Annotated in this window: 14 protein-coding genes; 11 read left to right on the top strand and 3 right to left on the bottom strand. The window is 44.4% G+C overall.

Going from position 1 to position 16,259, the window contains the following annotated elements; genetic code table 11:
• The first annotated feature begins 535 nt into the window (after nucleotides 1-535).
• The gene (locus IPL83_02860) at nucleotides 536-2,401 is read left to right on the top strand and encodes a hypothetical protein (protein ID MBK9038096.1); all 1,866 of its coding nucleotides are present in this window, start codon (nucleotides 536-538) and stop codon (nucleotides 2,399-2,401) included.
• A gap of 26 nt (nucleotides 2,402-2,427) precedes the next feature.
• Complete coding sequence (locus IPL83_02855) at nucleotides 2,428-3,153, top strand: hypothetical protein (GenBank protein ID MBK9038095.1); 726 nt, start codon at nucleotides 2,428-2,430, stop codon at nucleotides 3,151-3,153.
• Nucleotides 3,154-3,174: 21 nt separating this feature from the next.
• Here IPL83_02855 and ddlA read toward each other — a convergent pair whose 3' ends face one another.
• On the bottom strand, nucleotides 3,175-4,284 hold the full coding sequence (gene ddlA, locus IPL83_02850) for a D-alanine--D-alanine ligase (GenBank protein MBK9038094.1): 1,110 nt from the start codon (nucleotides 4,282-4,284) through the stop codon (nucleotides 3,175-3,177).
• Nucleotides 4,285-4,641: 357 nt separating this feature from the next.
• Between ddlA and IPL83_02845 the strand changes: the two genes are divergently transcribed.
• On the top strand, nucleotides 4,642-5,733 hold the full coding sequence (locus IPL83_02845; GenBank protein ID MBK9038093.1) for a hypothetical protein: 1,092 nt from the start codon (nucleotides 4,642-4,644) through the stop codon (nucleotides 5,731-5,733).
• Nucleotides 5,734-5,769: 36 nt separating this feature from the next.
• A complete protein-coding gene (locus tag IPL83_02840; GenBank protein ID MBK9038092.1) occupies nucleotides 5,770-7,008 on the top strand; it encodes a hypothetical protein in 1,239 nt (412 codons plus the stop codon).
• Here IPL83_02840 and IPL83_02835 read toward each other — a convergent pair.
• A complete protein-coding gene (locus tag IPL83_02835; protein ID MBK9038091.1) occupies nucleotides 6,989-7,510 on the bottom strand; it encodes a hypothetical protein in 522 nt (173 codons plus the stop codon). The two genes, IPL83_02840 and IPL83_02835, sit on opposite strands and share 20 nt — an antisense overlap.
• A 254-nt stretch (nucleotides 7,511-7,764) precedes the next feature.
• Here IPL83_02835 and IPL83_02830 point away from each other — a divergent pair, with 254 nt between their 5' ends.
• The 7 genes from IPL83_02830 to IPL83_02800 all read left to right on the top strand — a co-directional run bounded on the left by IPL83_02830 (nucleotide 7,765) and on the right by IPL83_02800 (nucleotide 14,419).
• Nucleotides 7,765-7,995, top strand: coding sequence for a hypothetical protein (locus tag IPL83_02830; protein MBK9038090.1), 231 nt, complete (start codon nucleotides 7,765-7,767; stop codon nucleotides 7,993-7,995).
• A gap of 313 nt (nucleotides 7,996-8,308) precedes the next feature.
• Nucleotides 8,309-9,040, top strand: coding sequence for an SDR family oxidoreductase (locus IPL83_02825; GenBank protein MBK9038089.1), 732 nt, complete (start codon nucleotides 8,309-8,311; stop codon nucleotides 9,038-9,040).
• Between the two features lie 344 nt (nucleotides 9,041-9,384).
• Nucleotides 9,385-10,122 carry an rRNA pseudouridine synthase gene (locus IPL83_02820; GenBank protein ID MBK9038088.1) on the top strand — a complete coding sequence of 246 codons (738 nt, stop codon included), beginning with the start codon at nucleotides 9,385-9,387 and terminating at the stop codon, nucleotides 10,120-10,122.
• A gap of 126 nt (nucleotides 10,123-10,248) precedes the next feature.
• Nucleotides 10,249-10,953 (top strand): YebC/PmpR family DNA-binding transcriptional regulator, encoded by a 705-nt coding sequence (locus tag IPL83_02815; protein MBK9038087.1) that lies wholly within the window; start codon nucleotides 10,249-10,251, stop codon nucleotides 10,951-10,953.
• 75 nt (nucleotides 10,954-11,028) lie between these two features.
• Nucleotides 11,029-11,463, top strand: coding sequence for a SufE family protein (locus tag IPL83_02810; GenBank protein ID MBK9038086.1), 435 nt, complete (start codon nucleotides 11,029-11,031; stop codon nucleotides 11,461-11,463).
• A 2-nt stretch (nucleotides 11,464-11,465) separates the two neighbouring features.
• Nucleotides 11,466-13,877: a methyltransferase domain-containing protein gene (locus IPL83_02805; protein MBK9038085.1), complete on the top strand. Its 2,412-nt coding sequence runs from the start codon at nucleotides 11,466-11,468 to the stop codon at nucleotides 13,875-13,877.
• Nucleotides 13,878-14,101: 224 nt separating this feature from the next.
• Nucleotides 14,102-14,419 carry a hypothetical protein gene (locus tag IPL83_02800; protein ID MBK9038084.1) on the top strand — a complete coding sequence of 106 codons (318 nt, stop codon included), beginning with the start codon at nucleotides 14,102-14,104 and terminating at the stop codon, nucleotides 14,417-14,419.
• Between the two features lie 37 nt (nucleotides 14,420-14,456).
• Here the strand turns inward: IPL83_02800 and IPL83_02795 are convergent, their stop codons facing one another.
• A complete protein-coding gene (locus tag IPL83_02795; GenBank protein MBK9038083.1) occupies nucleotides 14,457-16,247 on the bottom strand; it encodes a hypothetical protein in 1,791 nt (596 codons plus the stop codon).
• Nucleotides 16,248-16,259: the final 12 nt, after the last annotated feature.

Below are 16,259 nucleotides of genomic sequence, written 5' to 3'. Positions count from 1 at the left end.
ACGACATCGCCCCCCCATAAACCTAATGCTAGCTTTTTTTGAACTGAGTTCAAGATCTTTTTACATAGTATATTGCAAATATTATAAATTATACTTTTGACTGAGAAAGATGGATGTTTATTTAGCCCCGAATACAGGGCCAAGAGCATGTCTCTTGACCCTGCTGGAAAACAGACGGACGACCTCTCATAGAAAAAAATCTATGAGACGATCACCTCCGCCTTGGATTGATAACCTTGTGTGTCCATAGGCATCACCTCCTTCCGCGGTCCGTTAGAACCAACTGTGCGTTCCAGTCTACCTAAAGTCAGTCTAATTGCCTAGCGCGCGATGAGCATGAACTCCGATTCGATCGATTAAAAAAGACAAATCAGACAAATGTCCAGCCAGGTCATCGAAGTGATCAGCATTCGCAAACTAAATTTCAAATATTTGGATATTGATATCCCCAATGCTTGAGCATAGCATGGACCAGCGATTTGGCACAAAGACTGTATGAATGGGCAGCATGAAACCATTTGCGATGGGGAGGTGTATGATCCGTTGCCAACATGAAAAAATAGACCAGGACAGCGCTTCTGATAATTCAGTTTCTGGATACATCAGAAGGTCTTTTAGAGTTATTTTACTGCCGTTCGTCGTAGTCACCTTGGGCTTTTCAACCGGAGATCTGAGCGCCGCCGGGTCCTGTCTTGAGAAACTGGGGCAACTCCATAGGGATCATGATTCTGCTGTTTCTTCTTTGCCCTCCGTTACTTCCCCCCGGCGGGCTCCGGTTACTTTTGCTGCATTTGAAGCCTCGCGCGAGACCTGGGAGCCACTCGTCAGGAGCCAACGCGAACAGCTTCTGCAATGGTCCAGTCGAAGAGACGCAGGAGAGCCTGTTCTCTTCATTGTTGTTCCATCTCTCAATTTTGACCCCGCAGAGATAGGACCAATCATCGGATCTGCCCACTACGAACAAAGGTCCCTTTGGACTTTGCTTCGAGCAGCTGATCCAAATGTGCGAGTTCTTTTCGTCTCTTCATCGAAAGTGCCTCAAACTGCGCTTGACGAGCTATTTTCTGGGCTTTCTCGGAGTGAAATTAATGCGATAGAGAGTCGCTCCGAAATGATCGCTTTGAATGACAATGGAACTGACTACTTGAGTGATAAAATAGCCAATTCACCTGAGGCCTTGACTCAGATCAAACTGGCATCAAGGAGACTCCTCAACGATCAAGAACCAACAGAAGAAAATACCGTTCTCAGCGGATTTGTAAATGAATCAAGTATGAATAGATTGTCCGCCGAACTCCAGCTTCCTCTTGCGGGAATGCATCCTGCATTAGAAATTCTTAATTCTAAACAGGGCAACAGGATCATCGCTAGAGAATCTATGATCCCTTTTGCCGAAGGTACTGATTCTAATTACACCATAGAAGAGATTGTGCAATCCATTGATGATCTTTATGTCCAGATGAAGGGCAGAGGAAGTTGCTTTATTAAGGCCAACTACGGAGCCAGCGGACAGGGAATAATCAAAATCGAGTTTCGTAACGCAACAGATGCAGACGGCGCGCACAACAAGGATTCAAACATAGTCCTGGCTATGGACATTGAGGACAGTGAAAAAAACCGCAGGGATGCAATTTTAGAACTACTCCAGCGCCATTCAGAGAGGAATTCTCAATTAAAAAATGTTCTTTCGCGCGCAGAAGAATTTGGCGTTGTCATTGAATCCGGAATTGTGCACACACGGGCTCCAAGTGTGCAGCTTGAGATTCTGGCCAACGGTGAAATTGTACCCTTATCCACTCATATGCAGGATATGGATGGCCCGGTTTACAAAGGAGCCTCTCAGCCCGCCTATGGAGACATAGAGCTTGAATCCAAACTCATGTTCTATGCCGTGAAATACGCTGAAGTTCTCGCTCGCTACGGAGTTGTTGGAAGAATCGGATTGGATTTTTTTGAAGTCAATAACAACGAGAAGATTGACTTCATTTTTGGAGAAGCAAATATCAGAGAAGGCGGAACAACCCACCCCTGGGAGACAGTAGCGAGATTGCTTCGCGCAAACTATGATGCCACCAGAAAGGCCTTTATCTCCTCAGAAACAGGTCAGCCTATTTTTTATAAAATGACGGATAACTTTGTTGATAAAGAAACTTTCCAGAATCTATCTTTACAAGACCTGTGGGTGGAATTTAAAAAAGACCCGGAATACCCATCATTGAAAGCCAAAAAGCAGACTGGAACAGGTGTCAAGTTCCACCTATTGTCTGCCTTACCCGAATTTGGAAAAATTGGATTTACTGCTTTTGCAGGATCAAAACAAGAAGCCGCAGATCTTTTTGAGAAGGCCAAACTGGTACTGCTTCGATCCGCGAAGCGACTTCGAGAAAAAACGGGGATTTGAATTGACCCTTTATCGGAGATAAAAAATTGACGGACATCAACGAGAATCTTCTCAGAGATATTGGCGGAACAGGAATGATGCATCTCACCTGGACCCGCCGAATCAATGAGCTTTCTTTAGACTTGGCTAGTTTTCTTCGTGAGCATGAAAACTTACATTTGGCACCACACGAGTACCGAGTTCCCGAAATATCCGGCGACTCCTCTTGTTCATGGAACATGCTACCTCATCCTTTTGATTTGAAATGGGTATTTCACTTCAATGAGAAGAGCCAACTTCGTCTTAATCGCCTTTATTCGGGTCTTCACTGGCTTCAAGGAAAGTGTCAGCTCGATTGGCTGGGTATTTATCAAGAACAAGCGAATCTTCTCATTCCCAGTTATCTTAATGATTTTTATGGAAATGATCCCAGCGTTCCTTTTTTAGTTAAAATCTGTTATCTCGGCGCTCCAAGTCGGGCAATCTTTCCTCTCAACGATGACTATGCAAGAAGAAGCAACAATTGTTCAACCTACATGAACAGACATCACGCGCTCATTCAAGATCTGGATCAGGCCTTGAGCCAGGCTCTTACCTATTATGAGTGCGATTCAAGAGTCAAAAGCGAACTCTGTTTGCCTCTGACTTCGCAAGGTAGCCTTGTTGGTGTCTTAGATATGGAGTCTTTCACAAGGGATTTCTTTGTTACGGAAAGAGTGTTGCCCTGTTTGGCCTTGGCCGAGTTAATTGATGACAGCGGTTTGCTGAGCTAAACTCAACTCAGCTAGAGACACTCAGTCTCTGGAAGAATAGTCCGTCTGTAATCTTCGATTCTTCTTGTCTCTATCGATAGCCAAATAGATCAATTTTTCGATGAGCTCACCGTAAGAAACACCGGAGGCTTTCCAGAGAGTAGGATACATGCTGATCTTTGTGAACCCAGGCAGCGTATTGATCTCATTTACCAGAAAGCGTCCATCTTGAGTCATAAAAAAATCCACTCGCGCCAGACCGGCCGCTTCGAGAACCTGAAAGGTTTTTAAAGCAAGCTCCTGAACCTCGTTTAATTGAGCCGAACTTAACGCCGCCGGCACCACGAGGTCAGCCCCATTTTCATCGACATATTTTGCTTCGTAGGAATAAAAATCTCCCTTGGGAATAATCTCACCTGCTACCGATGCCATTGGAGGATTGCCATCTAGCACCGCGATTTCAATCTCGCGGACGATCTCTCCCTTTTCAATTAAAACTTTGTTGTCAAAACGAAATGCTTCATGAATAGCCCGATCTAATTCTTTTGGGTTTTCCGCTTTGTTCACGCCTATGGAAGATCCCATATTCGCTGGCTTCACAAACACTCGAGGACCCAGCTCTTCCATAATTTTCTTTGAATCCCATTCCTCCGCGCTTCGACGGCGATCTAAAGTTATCCACGGCAGAACTGGGAGCCCCGAATCCCGAAGCAGACGCTTCATCACATCCTTGTCCATTCCCACAGCGGAGCCCAAAACGTCTGAGCCTACAAAAGGAATGTCCACGAGTCTCAGCAAGCCCTGGACAGTCCCATCCTCTCCCATTGGCCCGTGAAGCACTGGAAACATCACATCCACATCTAAGGGCGTTCGAGAGCTCGCGACCAATGGGGCCTCTCCTGAGCCCGGATTAACAGCAACAAGCTGCCCCTTGACGTCTAATTTTATCAACTTTGGATTCTGACTCGATAGGAACAGTTTGGCTGAATCGTCCAAATGCCATTGCCCCATTTTATCGACGCCGATCATCACGACCTCAAATTTGCTCTTATCTATCTCATCTATTATGTTACGTGCTGAGAGCAAAGAGATCTCATGTTCTGCTGATTTTCCGCCAAATAATATCCCGACACGAATTTTTTTGTTTTTCATAAACGTACTTTACCATCTCAGATTGAGAGGGGAAACTACTCAAAGAGCCCTCTTCAAATCATCTGTTCTGTTTTCATTTGAGATATCTATGGCTCGCTGATCACGACGCCCAAGAAATTTCAAAATTATTAACTCAGTAAATTCAAGCGGTTGCACGTATCAAATTGAGGGCTTTCTGGGTAATTCCAAAAATTCTGAGGACTTGAGCCAATTGCAATTTTGACGCGTTGAGCTTCAGAAATCAGGACATCGGTCGATAAGTGAGTATCTGTTGCATGTAATCTCCTGTCACCACCAAGTTCCCGCAAAAGCTGGACGTATTTCATTGGGCCGCAGGTCCAAACAGGGGGCATTTTTATGAAAAGAACAGGCGCATGCTACAGCATTATCATTGCTGGCGTTCTTTTAAGTAGTTTTGGGTGTGAGAAAAACGCGCCCTCATTTTCTCTTCTTCCAGATTCAGAAATATTTTTTCAGAATTCGGGGGCCGTTTCTCCAAAGATAGATTTGCTATGGGTCGTCGACAATTCCGGATCCATGCACAGTTCCCAGGTAAATGTAGCTAACAACTTCTCAAGCTTTATCAATGACTTCTCTTCTCGAGGATTTGACTACCGCATGGCGGTAGTTGCAACCGATGCCTATCGTCAGCTATTCACTGGCAGCCCAACCGTCTCACTCTTCAAATCTGCCGGTGGCACCTCAATTATCACTCCAAGCACACCTGATATTAACAATGTATTCATCAATAATATTATGGTTGGGACCGCCGGTTATGGCGATGAGCGCGCCCTTCAGAGCTTCAAAGTTGCCATGGACAATCCTTCAAACAGCGGCCTCTTACGTCCCGATAGCTTTTTTGCAATCATCATTGTTGGAGATGAAGACGATTTTTCGCACGATGGTAGCGACTACATTAAAAATCAATATTTGGCGTACACTGACCCTCTTCACGTCAAATATAACAGCGCCAAAAATCACACTATCACAAAATATATGGAGTACCTTGAGACTCTCACCGGATCTTCTGGAGCTACAAAACGCTTTAGCGTTAACTCAATCGTTATAAAAAATGAAGATGCTTATTGCCTGAGTCAACTCACTGGTGGCGGTCAACAATATGGCATTCGCAATCAGGGCCTTGCCGAAGCTTCAGGTGGAGTTGTCGGAAGTTTGTGTGGCGATTTCTCCGTTGAATTAAAGAAGATTTCTGAAAATATTTTAACGCTCTCAACACAATTCTTTCTAAAACGACTGCCAATTCCTGAAAGCATCGTAGTATCTATCAACGGTGTGAGTATACCAAACCTCAGCGCTAACCCTGGGCCCTTGTCTGGTGGCTGGACCTACAATGCTGAAGCAAACAGCATTTTATTTTATGGAGACTACATTCCGGCAGCAGGCGCTCAGATCTCAATCGACTTCGATCCAGCTAATCTTGAAATCTGATTGGCCGTGCTGGGAAATCAGATCTAAACTGAGAGAATGAATTGGCTTGGTAAAGTTTTTTTGCTCATTGTTCCTTTTTCATTTCTTATGGGAACCTGGTGGGGCCTACGTAAAATCGAAGGTCAGATAAAAAATCAAGATCGTTCCGGAACTCAATTGAAACTTCTTTATCGCAAAGGAACTATCCCTCCTGAAGCTCTTTCTGATTTCACTTTAAAATCTGGTTTACAGATCCTTGGATATTCAGTGGATTCAGACGAAGCTTTGTTCGCGGAAATCGTCGGTCATCCAGACAAATACGATCTCATCCAGATCTTTTCCTATATGGCAAACAAGCAAATTGGTTCAAAGGGATTTGCCAAACTCAAGCCTCAATTGCTGGCTGATATATCAAAGGTCTCTGCTGATCTGTCAAATCTTTCAATTGATCCTGAATTTGAATATTTGCTCCCTGTCACCTGGGGGATAAATGGATATTTATGGAATACCGAGGTTGCAGGCCCACCTCCCAGAAGCCTTCCTGAGGCCTACGACAATCAAATCCTCAAAGGCAAAATTTTTGTCTTGCCACAAGAAACGGAATTATTCAGCCTCATGCAAAAGACCGGTTTCCTTTCGCCTGACACCATTGATCAAGAAAGGTCCGATGGTTTAGAATCGACGGTTCATCAATTCTTAGCGCAGTATAAAATTGCATCACAATCCATACAACAGCTCTGGATGACGGGACAAGCCCTGCTGATTCAAATACCTAACGGCCCTGCCGCAGAGATTCTTTCCGTCGCAAATGCTGACAAGACTGACAAGACTGACAAGACTGACAAGACTGACAAGACTGTATTTTGGATTCCAGAAGATAAGTCAAATTTATGGGTTTCCTATATTGGAATCTCAGATAGCACGCAAAGATACAGCGAAGCTCATGAGTTTTTATCCTATCTACTTCAAGACAATGCGATTCACCTCTTTGTGCGTTTCAATGGACAGGCCACGGCCATAACCCCCTTCCAAGATGGACAGCTAAAAGCCATGCAGTTACCCAGTTACCTCCGACAAGTGAGTTTGAGTAGAATTGAAATTCCCTCCGAAACCCCTTCGCTCAACTCGTCCTGGCAACGAACACTTCATAGGGTCGCTCCTGAATACTTCGCAAAATACCGCAGAGGAGAAGAAAACAATGAACCAAATACGAAGGTTCAAGAAAGTCACGAGAAAAATGGATTAGAACAGGATGCCGTTTTGGAGATCAAAGCTATCACCGAGGACTCACCGTGATGCTTTTTTTTGCCATAAGTGGATTTTTAAATAGCTCACCATTGGGGTCTATTCCAATGAGCTCTACATCCAATCGGTGCTCTCGACGAACCCCAGTTGTATCCTGAAGTCCCGCTCTTGGTAATTTAACTCGAGTCGAAAAGCGACCGTAAACGCAAGTAGTGCCAAGTCCAAGGTTCTGTGAACTCTGAATCAGCGTGTTATCAAGAAATAATTCCCACAAAACCAGGTTCTGTTCAAAGCCACCCTCATTGCAATCACCTGCCACATCAAATTCTATATCACTAACACCGACGGGATAGTTGTTTTCTGTGTTAATCTTGAGTTCCATAAAGTCAGATGATTGGTGAATGCAGTCGTTTGTATCGACACAATTGGATTTCAATTCAGCAAAGAGATTGTTTTCAGAGTAGACATCACAACTGGTGAAGCAAGCCATGGCAGCCGCCACCCCAATGCCTAAAGTGAATACAATCAATTTTCTTTGGTCGATCTTAAACATTTCAATCCCATTTGTGTCTATTTTTGAGACGTTTCCACCTTACGGGCCACCCAGTCATTGAGAGAGCTCTACATCAAAGGTAATGCATCCCCTGTACCACCCCATCTCCAACTCTTTCCAGATGAGCCATCTATTTTGTTAAATTATTTTGCAGCAACCAAGTTCCAAACAATCCCGCACTTTGGTCTCATATTAAAGCACTGAGAAAAGAGAGCCGATAATGAAGCTATAGATGCCCATTTCAAGGAGTTATCATGGCTAAAAAGGAAAATAAGGAATCTAACGGCCCTTCGGGTGCAGGAACTCCAACTGTTCTAGCAAGATGCTTGGTAGAAAAGTGTGGAAAGAAAATAGAGAGGCTGGACTTCTGCGAAGAACATTATCTTTGGTTTAAGGAAGGACTCATCAATAAGAAAGGCGAAAAACCCAGAGATTTTGATAAAAAATATCAAAATTACATTCGCCGAAATAAACCTGCCGCATAATAGTGAGCACCACTTGGGAAAAGGCCACCTTGACGTGGCTTTTTCCTAGTTCCAAAATCAATCTGCCGTCACTCCTGTCTTCAATATCGAGCAAAAAAGATCAATCCCATGATCAATGAAAAAAGAAATACTTTAAGTCCAAAAATAAAAAAAACCCTCACCTCTTTGATCATCCAAGTCCTTTTCCTACGAGTTTTTTGGATTCCCACAGGATTCCTTGACAGAGCTCGAATTCTTAATACTAATCTCAATATAAAAATCGGGCGAGGAAACCAGGACCTCTGGCCCTGGGAAAAACCTAAGGAGCTCATTCGTGGAAAACTGTGTACTTGTAACGGGCGCAGGCAGTGGCATAGGAACAGAAATAGCAAAACTCTATTCTTCGAAAGGTTTTGAGGTCTGGCTTCTGGGTCGAAATCCAAAAAAATTGGAGACAGTTTCTCAATGTCTCGAGGGAAAATCTCAGATATTTCCATGTGATCTCAATGACTTGGATCAAATAGAGAAAATCAGCCGGAATATTTTGAGCTCCCAAAAAGGCAAGACGCTTAAGTGTCTTATTCACAATGCAGGCTTGATCAAAAGAGCGCCCTTTGTTGACTCAACCCGAAGCGAATGGCAGGAGAGTTTTAATGTGCATTTGCTTGGCCCCGTCATCTTGACCCAAGCCCTCCTGCCCCTGATGTACCCTGCTGCGCCAGCCTACATTGTTAATGTCTCCTCGAATCTGGCCATAAACCCAATAGAAAACACTTCCAGCTATTCGGCTCTCAAATCCGCTCTTCTTAACTGGACGAAATCCCTTGCTTTGGAGTTGGCAAGTAAAAAAATCCACGTGAATGCGGTGGCACCAGGCATTGTTGAAACTCCCCTCCATGGCAAGTGGTCTCCTGAAGACAAAAAATACATGGATAAACTTCAGCCATTGGGACGAGTGGGAACTCCCGAAGAAATAGCCCAAAGTGTTTATTTCCTTGGATCTGAGGGGGCATCGTGGACGACGGGCTCCATCCTCACCGTCGATGGAGGGATCTCCCTCATCTAAGCAATTATCCTTCCGGCCACCTTCAGGTATTTGCCACCAACAAATAGATGAAAACCCCCAGCACTGTCAAAACCCCGGCCACCAATGAAAAGGCTTGGACGAGTTCCAATAAGCTATAGACCCGGACAATTGCAGATTTCCTATGACGTACTACATTTTGTTTCATTTCAAATCATCACCTTGATTAGAAAATTCACTGATAATGTTAATTGTAATCAATGTATTAAAGTATTTGATGATTTTTTCTAATTCAGCCCGTAGATTCCTGGAATGACCCATAATTCGACCCAAATCTGTATATTGACCCCATCGAAATGGGACGTGAATTCCCCACTGGATCAACTATGACCGACGAACCAATTCGCCTTTCTAAACTCATGGCAAATCGCGGAATCTGCTCACGTCGTGAGGCGGACGAACTCATTGCGAAGGGTTGGGTCCTTGCAGATGGAAAAATTATAAGCGAACTGGGAACAAAAGTATCTCCACAGGCTGAGATCGTTCTGAAAAAAGAAGCGACCCAAACTCTCAGTAAAAAAGTTTCTATTATTTTGAATAAACCCATTGGATATTTATCTAGTCCCACTGAAAAAGATTACAGATTGGCGACCGACCTGATTGAACCTGAAAATCAAGAACGTGAAAATCGCCGTGTGCATAAATTCCACCCTTCTCATCGACGAGGACTCGCCTCCGCTGGCCGCCTAGATATTGATTCGAAAGGATTGCTTCTTTTGACTCAAGATGGAGTGCTCGCAAAGACCGTTATCGGCGCCCTAAGTGCCATTGATAAAGAGTATTTGGTCCGAGTGCGTGGCCAAATCAACTCCGAAAAGTTAGCCCAGCTCGCTTTTGGCTTAGAGCTTGACGGTAGAAAACTAAAACCGGCGCAGGTCAAAGAACTCCAGCCAGGTCTTCTCCAATTTGTTTTGCGAGAAGGTCGAAAACGTCAGATTCGGCGGATGTGCCAGCTTGTCAATCTGGAAGTAGCTTCTTTAAAGCGAGTGCGAATCGGAAAAATACGCTTGGGGAACTTAAAGGAAGGCCAATGGCGCTATTTGGGTCCAAATGAAAAACCCTGAAGACTTGATTTTTTGTACTCACCTCGCAATGATGGGAGCTTCATGAGGCGTATTTTGTACAAAATTTTTGAAAAATTTTGATAGATATTTATAATTGAAAAAGTCCACAACACTGAGGTGCCGATTATGGGAAAGAGTTGGAAAAATCCTGCAAAAGCAGCTATCGCAGCTAAAAAAGGAGCTCTATTTACAAAGCTAGCTCGCGAAATCTCAGTTGCAGCTCGCCTTGGCGGGCCGGACCCGCAGTACAATGCCCGATTGTCTCTCGCTGTCGCACAAGCTAAAACTCAAAGTTGCCCAAAAGACACAATTGAACGAGCTATTCGCAAAGGTTCAGGACAGGATTCGGATGCGGCCCAATTTGAAGAGACTCTCTATGAAGGATATGGGCCTCACAATGTAGGAATCATGGTTGAATGTCAGACTGACAATAAAAATCGCACTGTTACCGAAATCCGTAACCTCTTTCGTAAGTACGGCGGCCACATGGGAGAAACTGGAAGTGTGGCTTGGATGTTTGATCGAGTGAGTCTGGTAGAGGGAACAAAGGAAAACATTGGAGATCCAGAAGAGGAGGCCATTGAAGCGGGAGCCAACGAAGTCGATGGAAACCCAGAGGAAGGATATAGCTTCTATGGTTCTCCCGAAGAATTGGATGCCATTCGAACCGCTCTCCAATCAAGGAATTGGGGCATAACAACATCTGAGCTCAGTTACAAAGCAAAGAACTACACGGCTCTGAGCGAAGAGCAACTTACTGAAGTTTCGACTCTGCTGGAAGCACTTGAAGACAATGAGGATTCCCATCGAGTCCATGCCACGATAAAATAGAGGCCGAATTTCCGTTTTTTTTTGATGCCGCTAAGTAATTCGTGACGAGACCTTCTGTCTAGGTATAGATAAGCAATGGTCGATTTGATAACGCGCCAAGATGAATTGAAAGCGGAATTCAGCCAAATTCAGACTTGGGAAGAAAAATATCGCCGCCTCATTGAAATAGGAAAAACTCTTCCGGAATTTCCCGAAGACAAGAGACTGGATGATTACAAAGTAAAAGGCTGCCAGAGCCAGGTATGGCTGTATGCCTACACCGATGAAAATGGGAGAATACAGTTTCAAGCCGACAGCGACGCCCTGATTGTCAGGGGTCTCGTTGCTCTGCTCTTAAGGGTATATTCTAACTCTTTACCTGACGAAATTCTTTCCACTCCTCCGCAGTTTATTAAGGATCTGGGTTTTACCTCCAATCTTTCGCCTAGCCGTGCCAATGGTCTCTTCTCCATGGTCAAGCAGATTTTCTATTACGCAACGGCCTTCAAAAGCCTACAGACCACGAAATAGAAATGAACTACCTCAAAACCCTTCTTTATTTTGGAACCTTGGTATCTCTCTACTCATATAATTTATGTTACGCAGGAACCTGCCTCGGAGTTATCTCAGAGGAAGGAAATATCCTCCGGAGCAAAGCTGAGCAGCGCAAACCTGAGCAGGTTAAATCAGAGCAGAGCACTCCTAAGCAAAGCACAGCAAATTCAAAACCGCATCTCCATGAGGATTTAACTGCCTACATTGCGAAAATGGAGAAAAGCTCTCTTCAAAAGTCCGCCTTTGCGGCCCTTGCACACCCTGGCCATATCGTGGACCTCGGAACTGGATCAGGAGTTGCCGCAAGGGATTTGGCTCTTTTGTATCCAGATTCCCAAGTCATTGGAGTGGATCTTGATGAAAAAATGGTGAACCACGCCAAAGAGCACTACGCTCTACCAAATTTAGATTTTCTCGTCGGAAATGCCGAAGATTCCGCTTTTCCTGCGAATTCCTTGAACGCTGTTTTTATGTCTTCGGTAGGTCATCACCTGACGAGTTACGGAGACGGGGCTCCTTTCGATACATCTCACGTCAAGAAAGCTATTTGGGAAATTCACAAACAACTCAGATATGGTGATATTTTTATTCTTAGAGATTTTGTTATGTCTCCAGGACCAGCTGAAGTTTTTCTTGATTTGCCAACTGATGATGGAACTGAAATTGGCGATAGCGAGCACCTCTCCACTGCTGCATTATTCGAGCGATTTGCAACTGATTTTAGAAATAGCCAACACCCAAATTCAGGCGTCCCCTATCAAGTCACACCGATCGTCAAGGATGGGCAGAGTCAACGGCGAAGGTATCGGATGAGCCATCGGGATGCTGTCGAATTTATTCTTCGAAAAGACTATCGAGAGAGCTACTTTGCTGAAATCCAGGAAGAGTACACCTATTTTTCTCAGTCTGAATTTGAAAATGCACTCCTAAAGGCAGGGTTTCGGGTGGTCCTATCTTCTCCAATATTCAATCCATGGATCATAGCAAACCGGTTTAAAAATAAGTTTTCCCTCCAAACCTTGGATGGCAAAACTCTTCCCTTTCCCGCCACCAATTATGTCATCGTAGGCGAAAAAATTCGAGATGACGAAGCGACTCGAATAGATGAAACAAGTCACCAGGTGACCAAAGACCCTAAATTCCTTTCTGTCAGAGCCATGCAGCAGCTAAGAACTGGCGAAATCTATGACGTCGTTGGTCGTCCCCACGATACAATTGATGTACTTCCATTCTTTAAGCGAAAGGGACAGCTCTTCGTTTATGGCCATCAAGCCTATCCGAGGCCCATTCTCACTGCTGTAAAATCAGATGAATTATTAAATGGGGCCAGCACAAAGGGCTATTCATTTGAGCCCCTTAGTTTTGTTCGGACGCACGATCAGGCTCAAGCTGCAGAGATAGAACGCGAACTCCAAAGCCGCATGGGAATAGGACCCGATCAGTTGTTGCGAGCAGGTTCAGATCAGACTTATACTTTCTATACGAGTCCGGCCTTAGTGACTGAAAGAGTCACGTCCGTCGCAATTCCAATTAAAAAACGAAAATTTAGTCTCCACTATCCGAAGAAAAATGAGTCTGGCTTGTCCTCATTAGGCGCGATAAGACCCATCGAAGCCACTCAACTTTTAAGAGCTTCACAGGCGGGCTCCATTCTCGACTCGAGAATGGAGATTGCAACCTACAATCTTCTGCTTGATGAAAGACAGAGTATTGGCTTATGGATTGGAGAAGAGATTAGTCTTATTGATAACCCTGACTACCGAAAGTCTCGTATCAAATCTGCTTTTGACGTACTGTCTCCGCGACGCAGGGCCCGAGTCTTTCAAGAGGTCGATCTTAGAAATTTTGGTCAATTTCTTGAAGTTCGAACTGGGCAATTCTCTGACTTTGATCAACAGGGAAATACAATCCTTACAACCGAAAGGGAATATATCGTCCCTAAGAAGTTCAGCAATTCTGTGATCTCAGTTATTCCCAGCTTTCGAATGGGAAATAATATTTTTGTCGGAATTGAGACGCGAAATTTACCCGGTATACAATTAAACGAGGGCTATTCCGACATCGCAGTCAATCCTGCATGGAGGATTCCTAAAGAGATCACCACTCTTGAATCTGGAATCGAATTCGTTAAATCGCATGTACAAAGTGATTTTGGGCTAAGGGTTCGTCGCACCTATGGTCTCGGCGGAGCCTACCACCCTACTCCCGGTTTAGCTCCTGAAATTGTCTATCCCGTTGTCGTCGAGGTTGACCCTTCCGCATTTCCAGCGAAAACCAACACCCCTCTTGTTTGGGTTGATCTAGCTGACCTTATTCGGAATCGACGTCACATCAAAGATGGCCACCTTCTCGTCGTCGCCTTTCGCCTCGCTCATGCCACTCTTTACTAAGTTTGTTGTCTTATATTTTTCTGAGCCATTCTGCAGCAGCTATGTTTAAGATCTATTCAACCTGCAAGCCCATTTTGTCATCCTGGTCAAAATTCTATAGATGCTTGGTTAATTATTTTTTTGATTCGATTTAAGTCAATATTTTCAGCCAGTTACGAAGCTGAGGTAAAGTTCTTATGGCTTAGCTCTTGCTCTTCAAAAGCTCTATAAAGAGGAGCATTGTAATGAAATACATTTATGGTTTTTTCTCGGTCTTACTGATTCTTGCCGCAAGTTATCGAGCGGCAGCGCGACCTGCAGGCGAGCACTCCGACGGCCATCCATCCAATTCAACTCCAAAAACTTTTCAGTGCAAATATGAGTCGGGAGACGTTGGCACAATAATCGGAAGAGGTGCGACGGCTAACGAGGCCTTTGCTGATGCCAGCGAAAAGTGCTTTGAACGTAGAGTTTCAATCTATGAAAAAATCCGAGGCAAACATGTTGATGAAGAGCGCGGACTCGATTTCATTGACTCTTGCGTGAACCTGTCTTGCGGATGAATTTGGCGGCGCTCACAAATAGGAAGATCAGCCGAGATCACTTCGTTTTTACCAACCGGACACTTCTTTTCCCGTCTGCAGATATGCCTGCCAGAAAAAGAACCCCGTTGTCTCCAATAGCTGCAGCGGTGATTCGTGACATTGCTCCCTCCAAGGATTGAGAAAGTTGAGCTGAAAAGCCCCTGTCAACCTCCAGCCCTTGCTCAGTCTTGATGAAGCGTACCAAGTTAAAATCCGAAGTCACTTTTTCGAATACCGGCGGAGACGCCTTTTGATCTTTATCATCAGATTCTTCATTGGCATTTTCTGATATCTCTCCCGCATCCTTGGAATTAGCGGCTACATTGATATTTAATTCTAGATTAAGGGGAGCAAAGTCATCGCTCGGTCCATCAGTATATTTCAACAATACAAAAACGGCTGCAGGATCTTCAAAAATATCCACGTCGAAATCTTTGCTGTAACGGGAAGTAGCAGTTAGGAGATGTTTCAATATCGGTAAATTCCAACGATTTTTTCTCAATGGGTAATCGGGAAGAAAGATGCGGGCATCAACTTGATAGTCTTGATCACTTAGAGCTTGCGAAATGTTGGGTTTCATTTTCAATCCAAGAGAAGCAGTTATCCATTGCCCCTCGGAGGCCAGACCATGCCGATGAACGAATTCCATCGACCTTGGAGGATAAAAATAAGGCCCGAAAAGATACCCAATAGTGTCACTGCTCTTTATCAATTTATAACTAACACTTTCTTTTACAGTTATACTCAAGGGAAAAAACTGTCGGAGGGAATTCGGACCTGCCTGATAATTCTTTTCTTGTCCGCACCAGGACCAGCTTTCACGAGTAGATCCGCCTTCGCCGCATTTGCGATTTACCATTTCAAGCCTATTCGAATAACTGCTACTATCTGCTGGCACAACCAAGATTCCTGAGAAACCATTGTCAACCAAGGTCTGAAAGCTGGGCCTGGGATTGGTTGGACCGACTGAGGTGGGCCAATCTATTCCCAACCCACCAAATACCCGAGCACTCTCATCATCATAATTAGGATAGAGCACAAAGACCTGTGAAAATGACGATGGAGCCTCCGAGAGCGCTACCTTGACGTCATCGCCCTTCTTCTCAGATGACGACATCAATGAATTACTCAAGATAACGGCCTCGCGCCATTCCTTCATTCTTTTGTTTGTTTTAGTATTCAGACAGTCGTTACCCACAGCAAATCCTTTACCAACCAGCCAAACTTGGCTATCGGGGGATCGGAAAGATTTGAGTTCTTCAATTTGATAATGAGCTGAATAGCACATCATGTTATTGCTGAACAAAGTGAAGAATTCATTGTTTGGCGGATTATCCAAATAGAATGACTGCAAAACTCCTTGGGTGTTAGCTGTATAGATCCGAGTCCCGCCATTAGACACAATAAAAAATTGATCCGCGCCCGCGCCACTGAAAATTTTAATCTGAGGGCTGAGGGGTTCCAGTTGATCCTTGGGGGACCTTCCAGACCCAACAAAAAGACTTGTCACATCCCAGTTTTTCTCGCGCTTTCCGTCAGAATCAAAAACTACCAATTGCACGCTCTCAATTCGGTTTTTTGGAGATAAAGAGCTCTCCGATGAAATCGGAGAGCAAAGTCGCTCTGTTAAAGCCACAAAGTGTCCATCTCCTGTAGTTGCCACTTGGGTGATATAGGAAGGGCCGCAGCTTTGATCCACTTCTACTGCGGAAGAAGCTTCCTCGGCATGGCTTTGAATACTGGCCAAGGAAGCGACAAAGCTTATAAAAATCCCACAAAGGAGAATGGAATAGAGAGAAGAGTTCATAGAAGAGCCTCC

It is taken from the genome of Bdellovibrionales bacterium, assembly GCA_016716765.1.
Taxonomy (GTDB): domain Bacteria; phylum Bdellovibrionota; class Bdellovibrionia; order Bdellovibrionales; family UBA1609; genus JADJVA01.
Note: the sequence above shows the minus strand (reverse complement) of the source record. Positions and strands in the feature narration are given on the sequence as shown.

Coding starts and splice junctions, on each gene's coding strand:
- IPL83_02860 (MBK9038096.1), top strand. CDS start 536: ATGATCCGTTGCCAACATGAAAAAATAGACCAGGACAGCGCTTCTGAT.
- ddlA (MBK9038094.1), bottom strand. CDS start 4,284: ATGAAAAACAAAAAAATTCGTGTCGGGATATTATTTGGCGGAAAATCA.
- IPL83_02845 (MBK9038093.1), top strand. CDS start 4,642: ATGAAAAGAACAGGCGCATGCTACAGCATTATCATTGCTGGCGTTCTT.
- IPL83_02840 (MBK9038092.1), top strand. CDS start 5,770: ATGAATTGGCTTGGTAAAGTTTTTTTGCTCATTGTTCCTTTTTCATTT.
- IPL83_02835 (MBK9038091.1), bottom strand. CDS start 7,510: ATGTTTAAGATCGACCAAAGAAAATTGATTGTATTCACTTTAGGCATT.
- IPL83_02830 (MBK9038090.1), top strand. CDS start 7,765: ATGGCTAAAAAGGAAAATAAGGAATCTAACGGCCCTTCGGGTGCAGGA.
- IPL83_02820 (MBK9038088.1), top strand. CDS start 9,385: ATGACCGACGAACCAATTCGCCTTTCTAAACTCATGGCAAATCGCGGA.
- IPL83_02815 (MBK9038087.1), top strand. CDS start 10,249: ATGGGAAAGAGTTGGAAAAATCCTGCAAAAGCAGCTATCGCAGCTAAA.
- IPL83_02810 (MBK9038086.1), top strand. CDS start 11,029: ATGGTCGATTTGATAACGCGCCAAGATGAATTGAAAGCGGAATTCAGC.
- IPL83_02805 (MBK9038085.1), top strand. CDS start 11,466: ATGAACTACCTCAAAACCCTTCTTTATTTTGGAACCTTGGTATCTCTC.
- IPL83_02800 (MBK9038084.1), top strand. CDS start 14,102: ATGAAATACATTTATGGTTTTTTCTCGGTCTTACTGATTCTTGCCGCA.
- IPL83_02795 (MBK9038083.1), bottom strand. CDS start 16,247: ATGAACTCTTCTCTCTATTCCATTCTCCTTTGTGGGATTTTTATAAGC.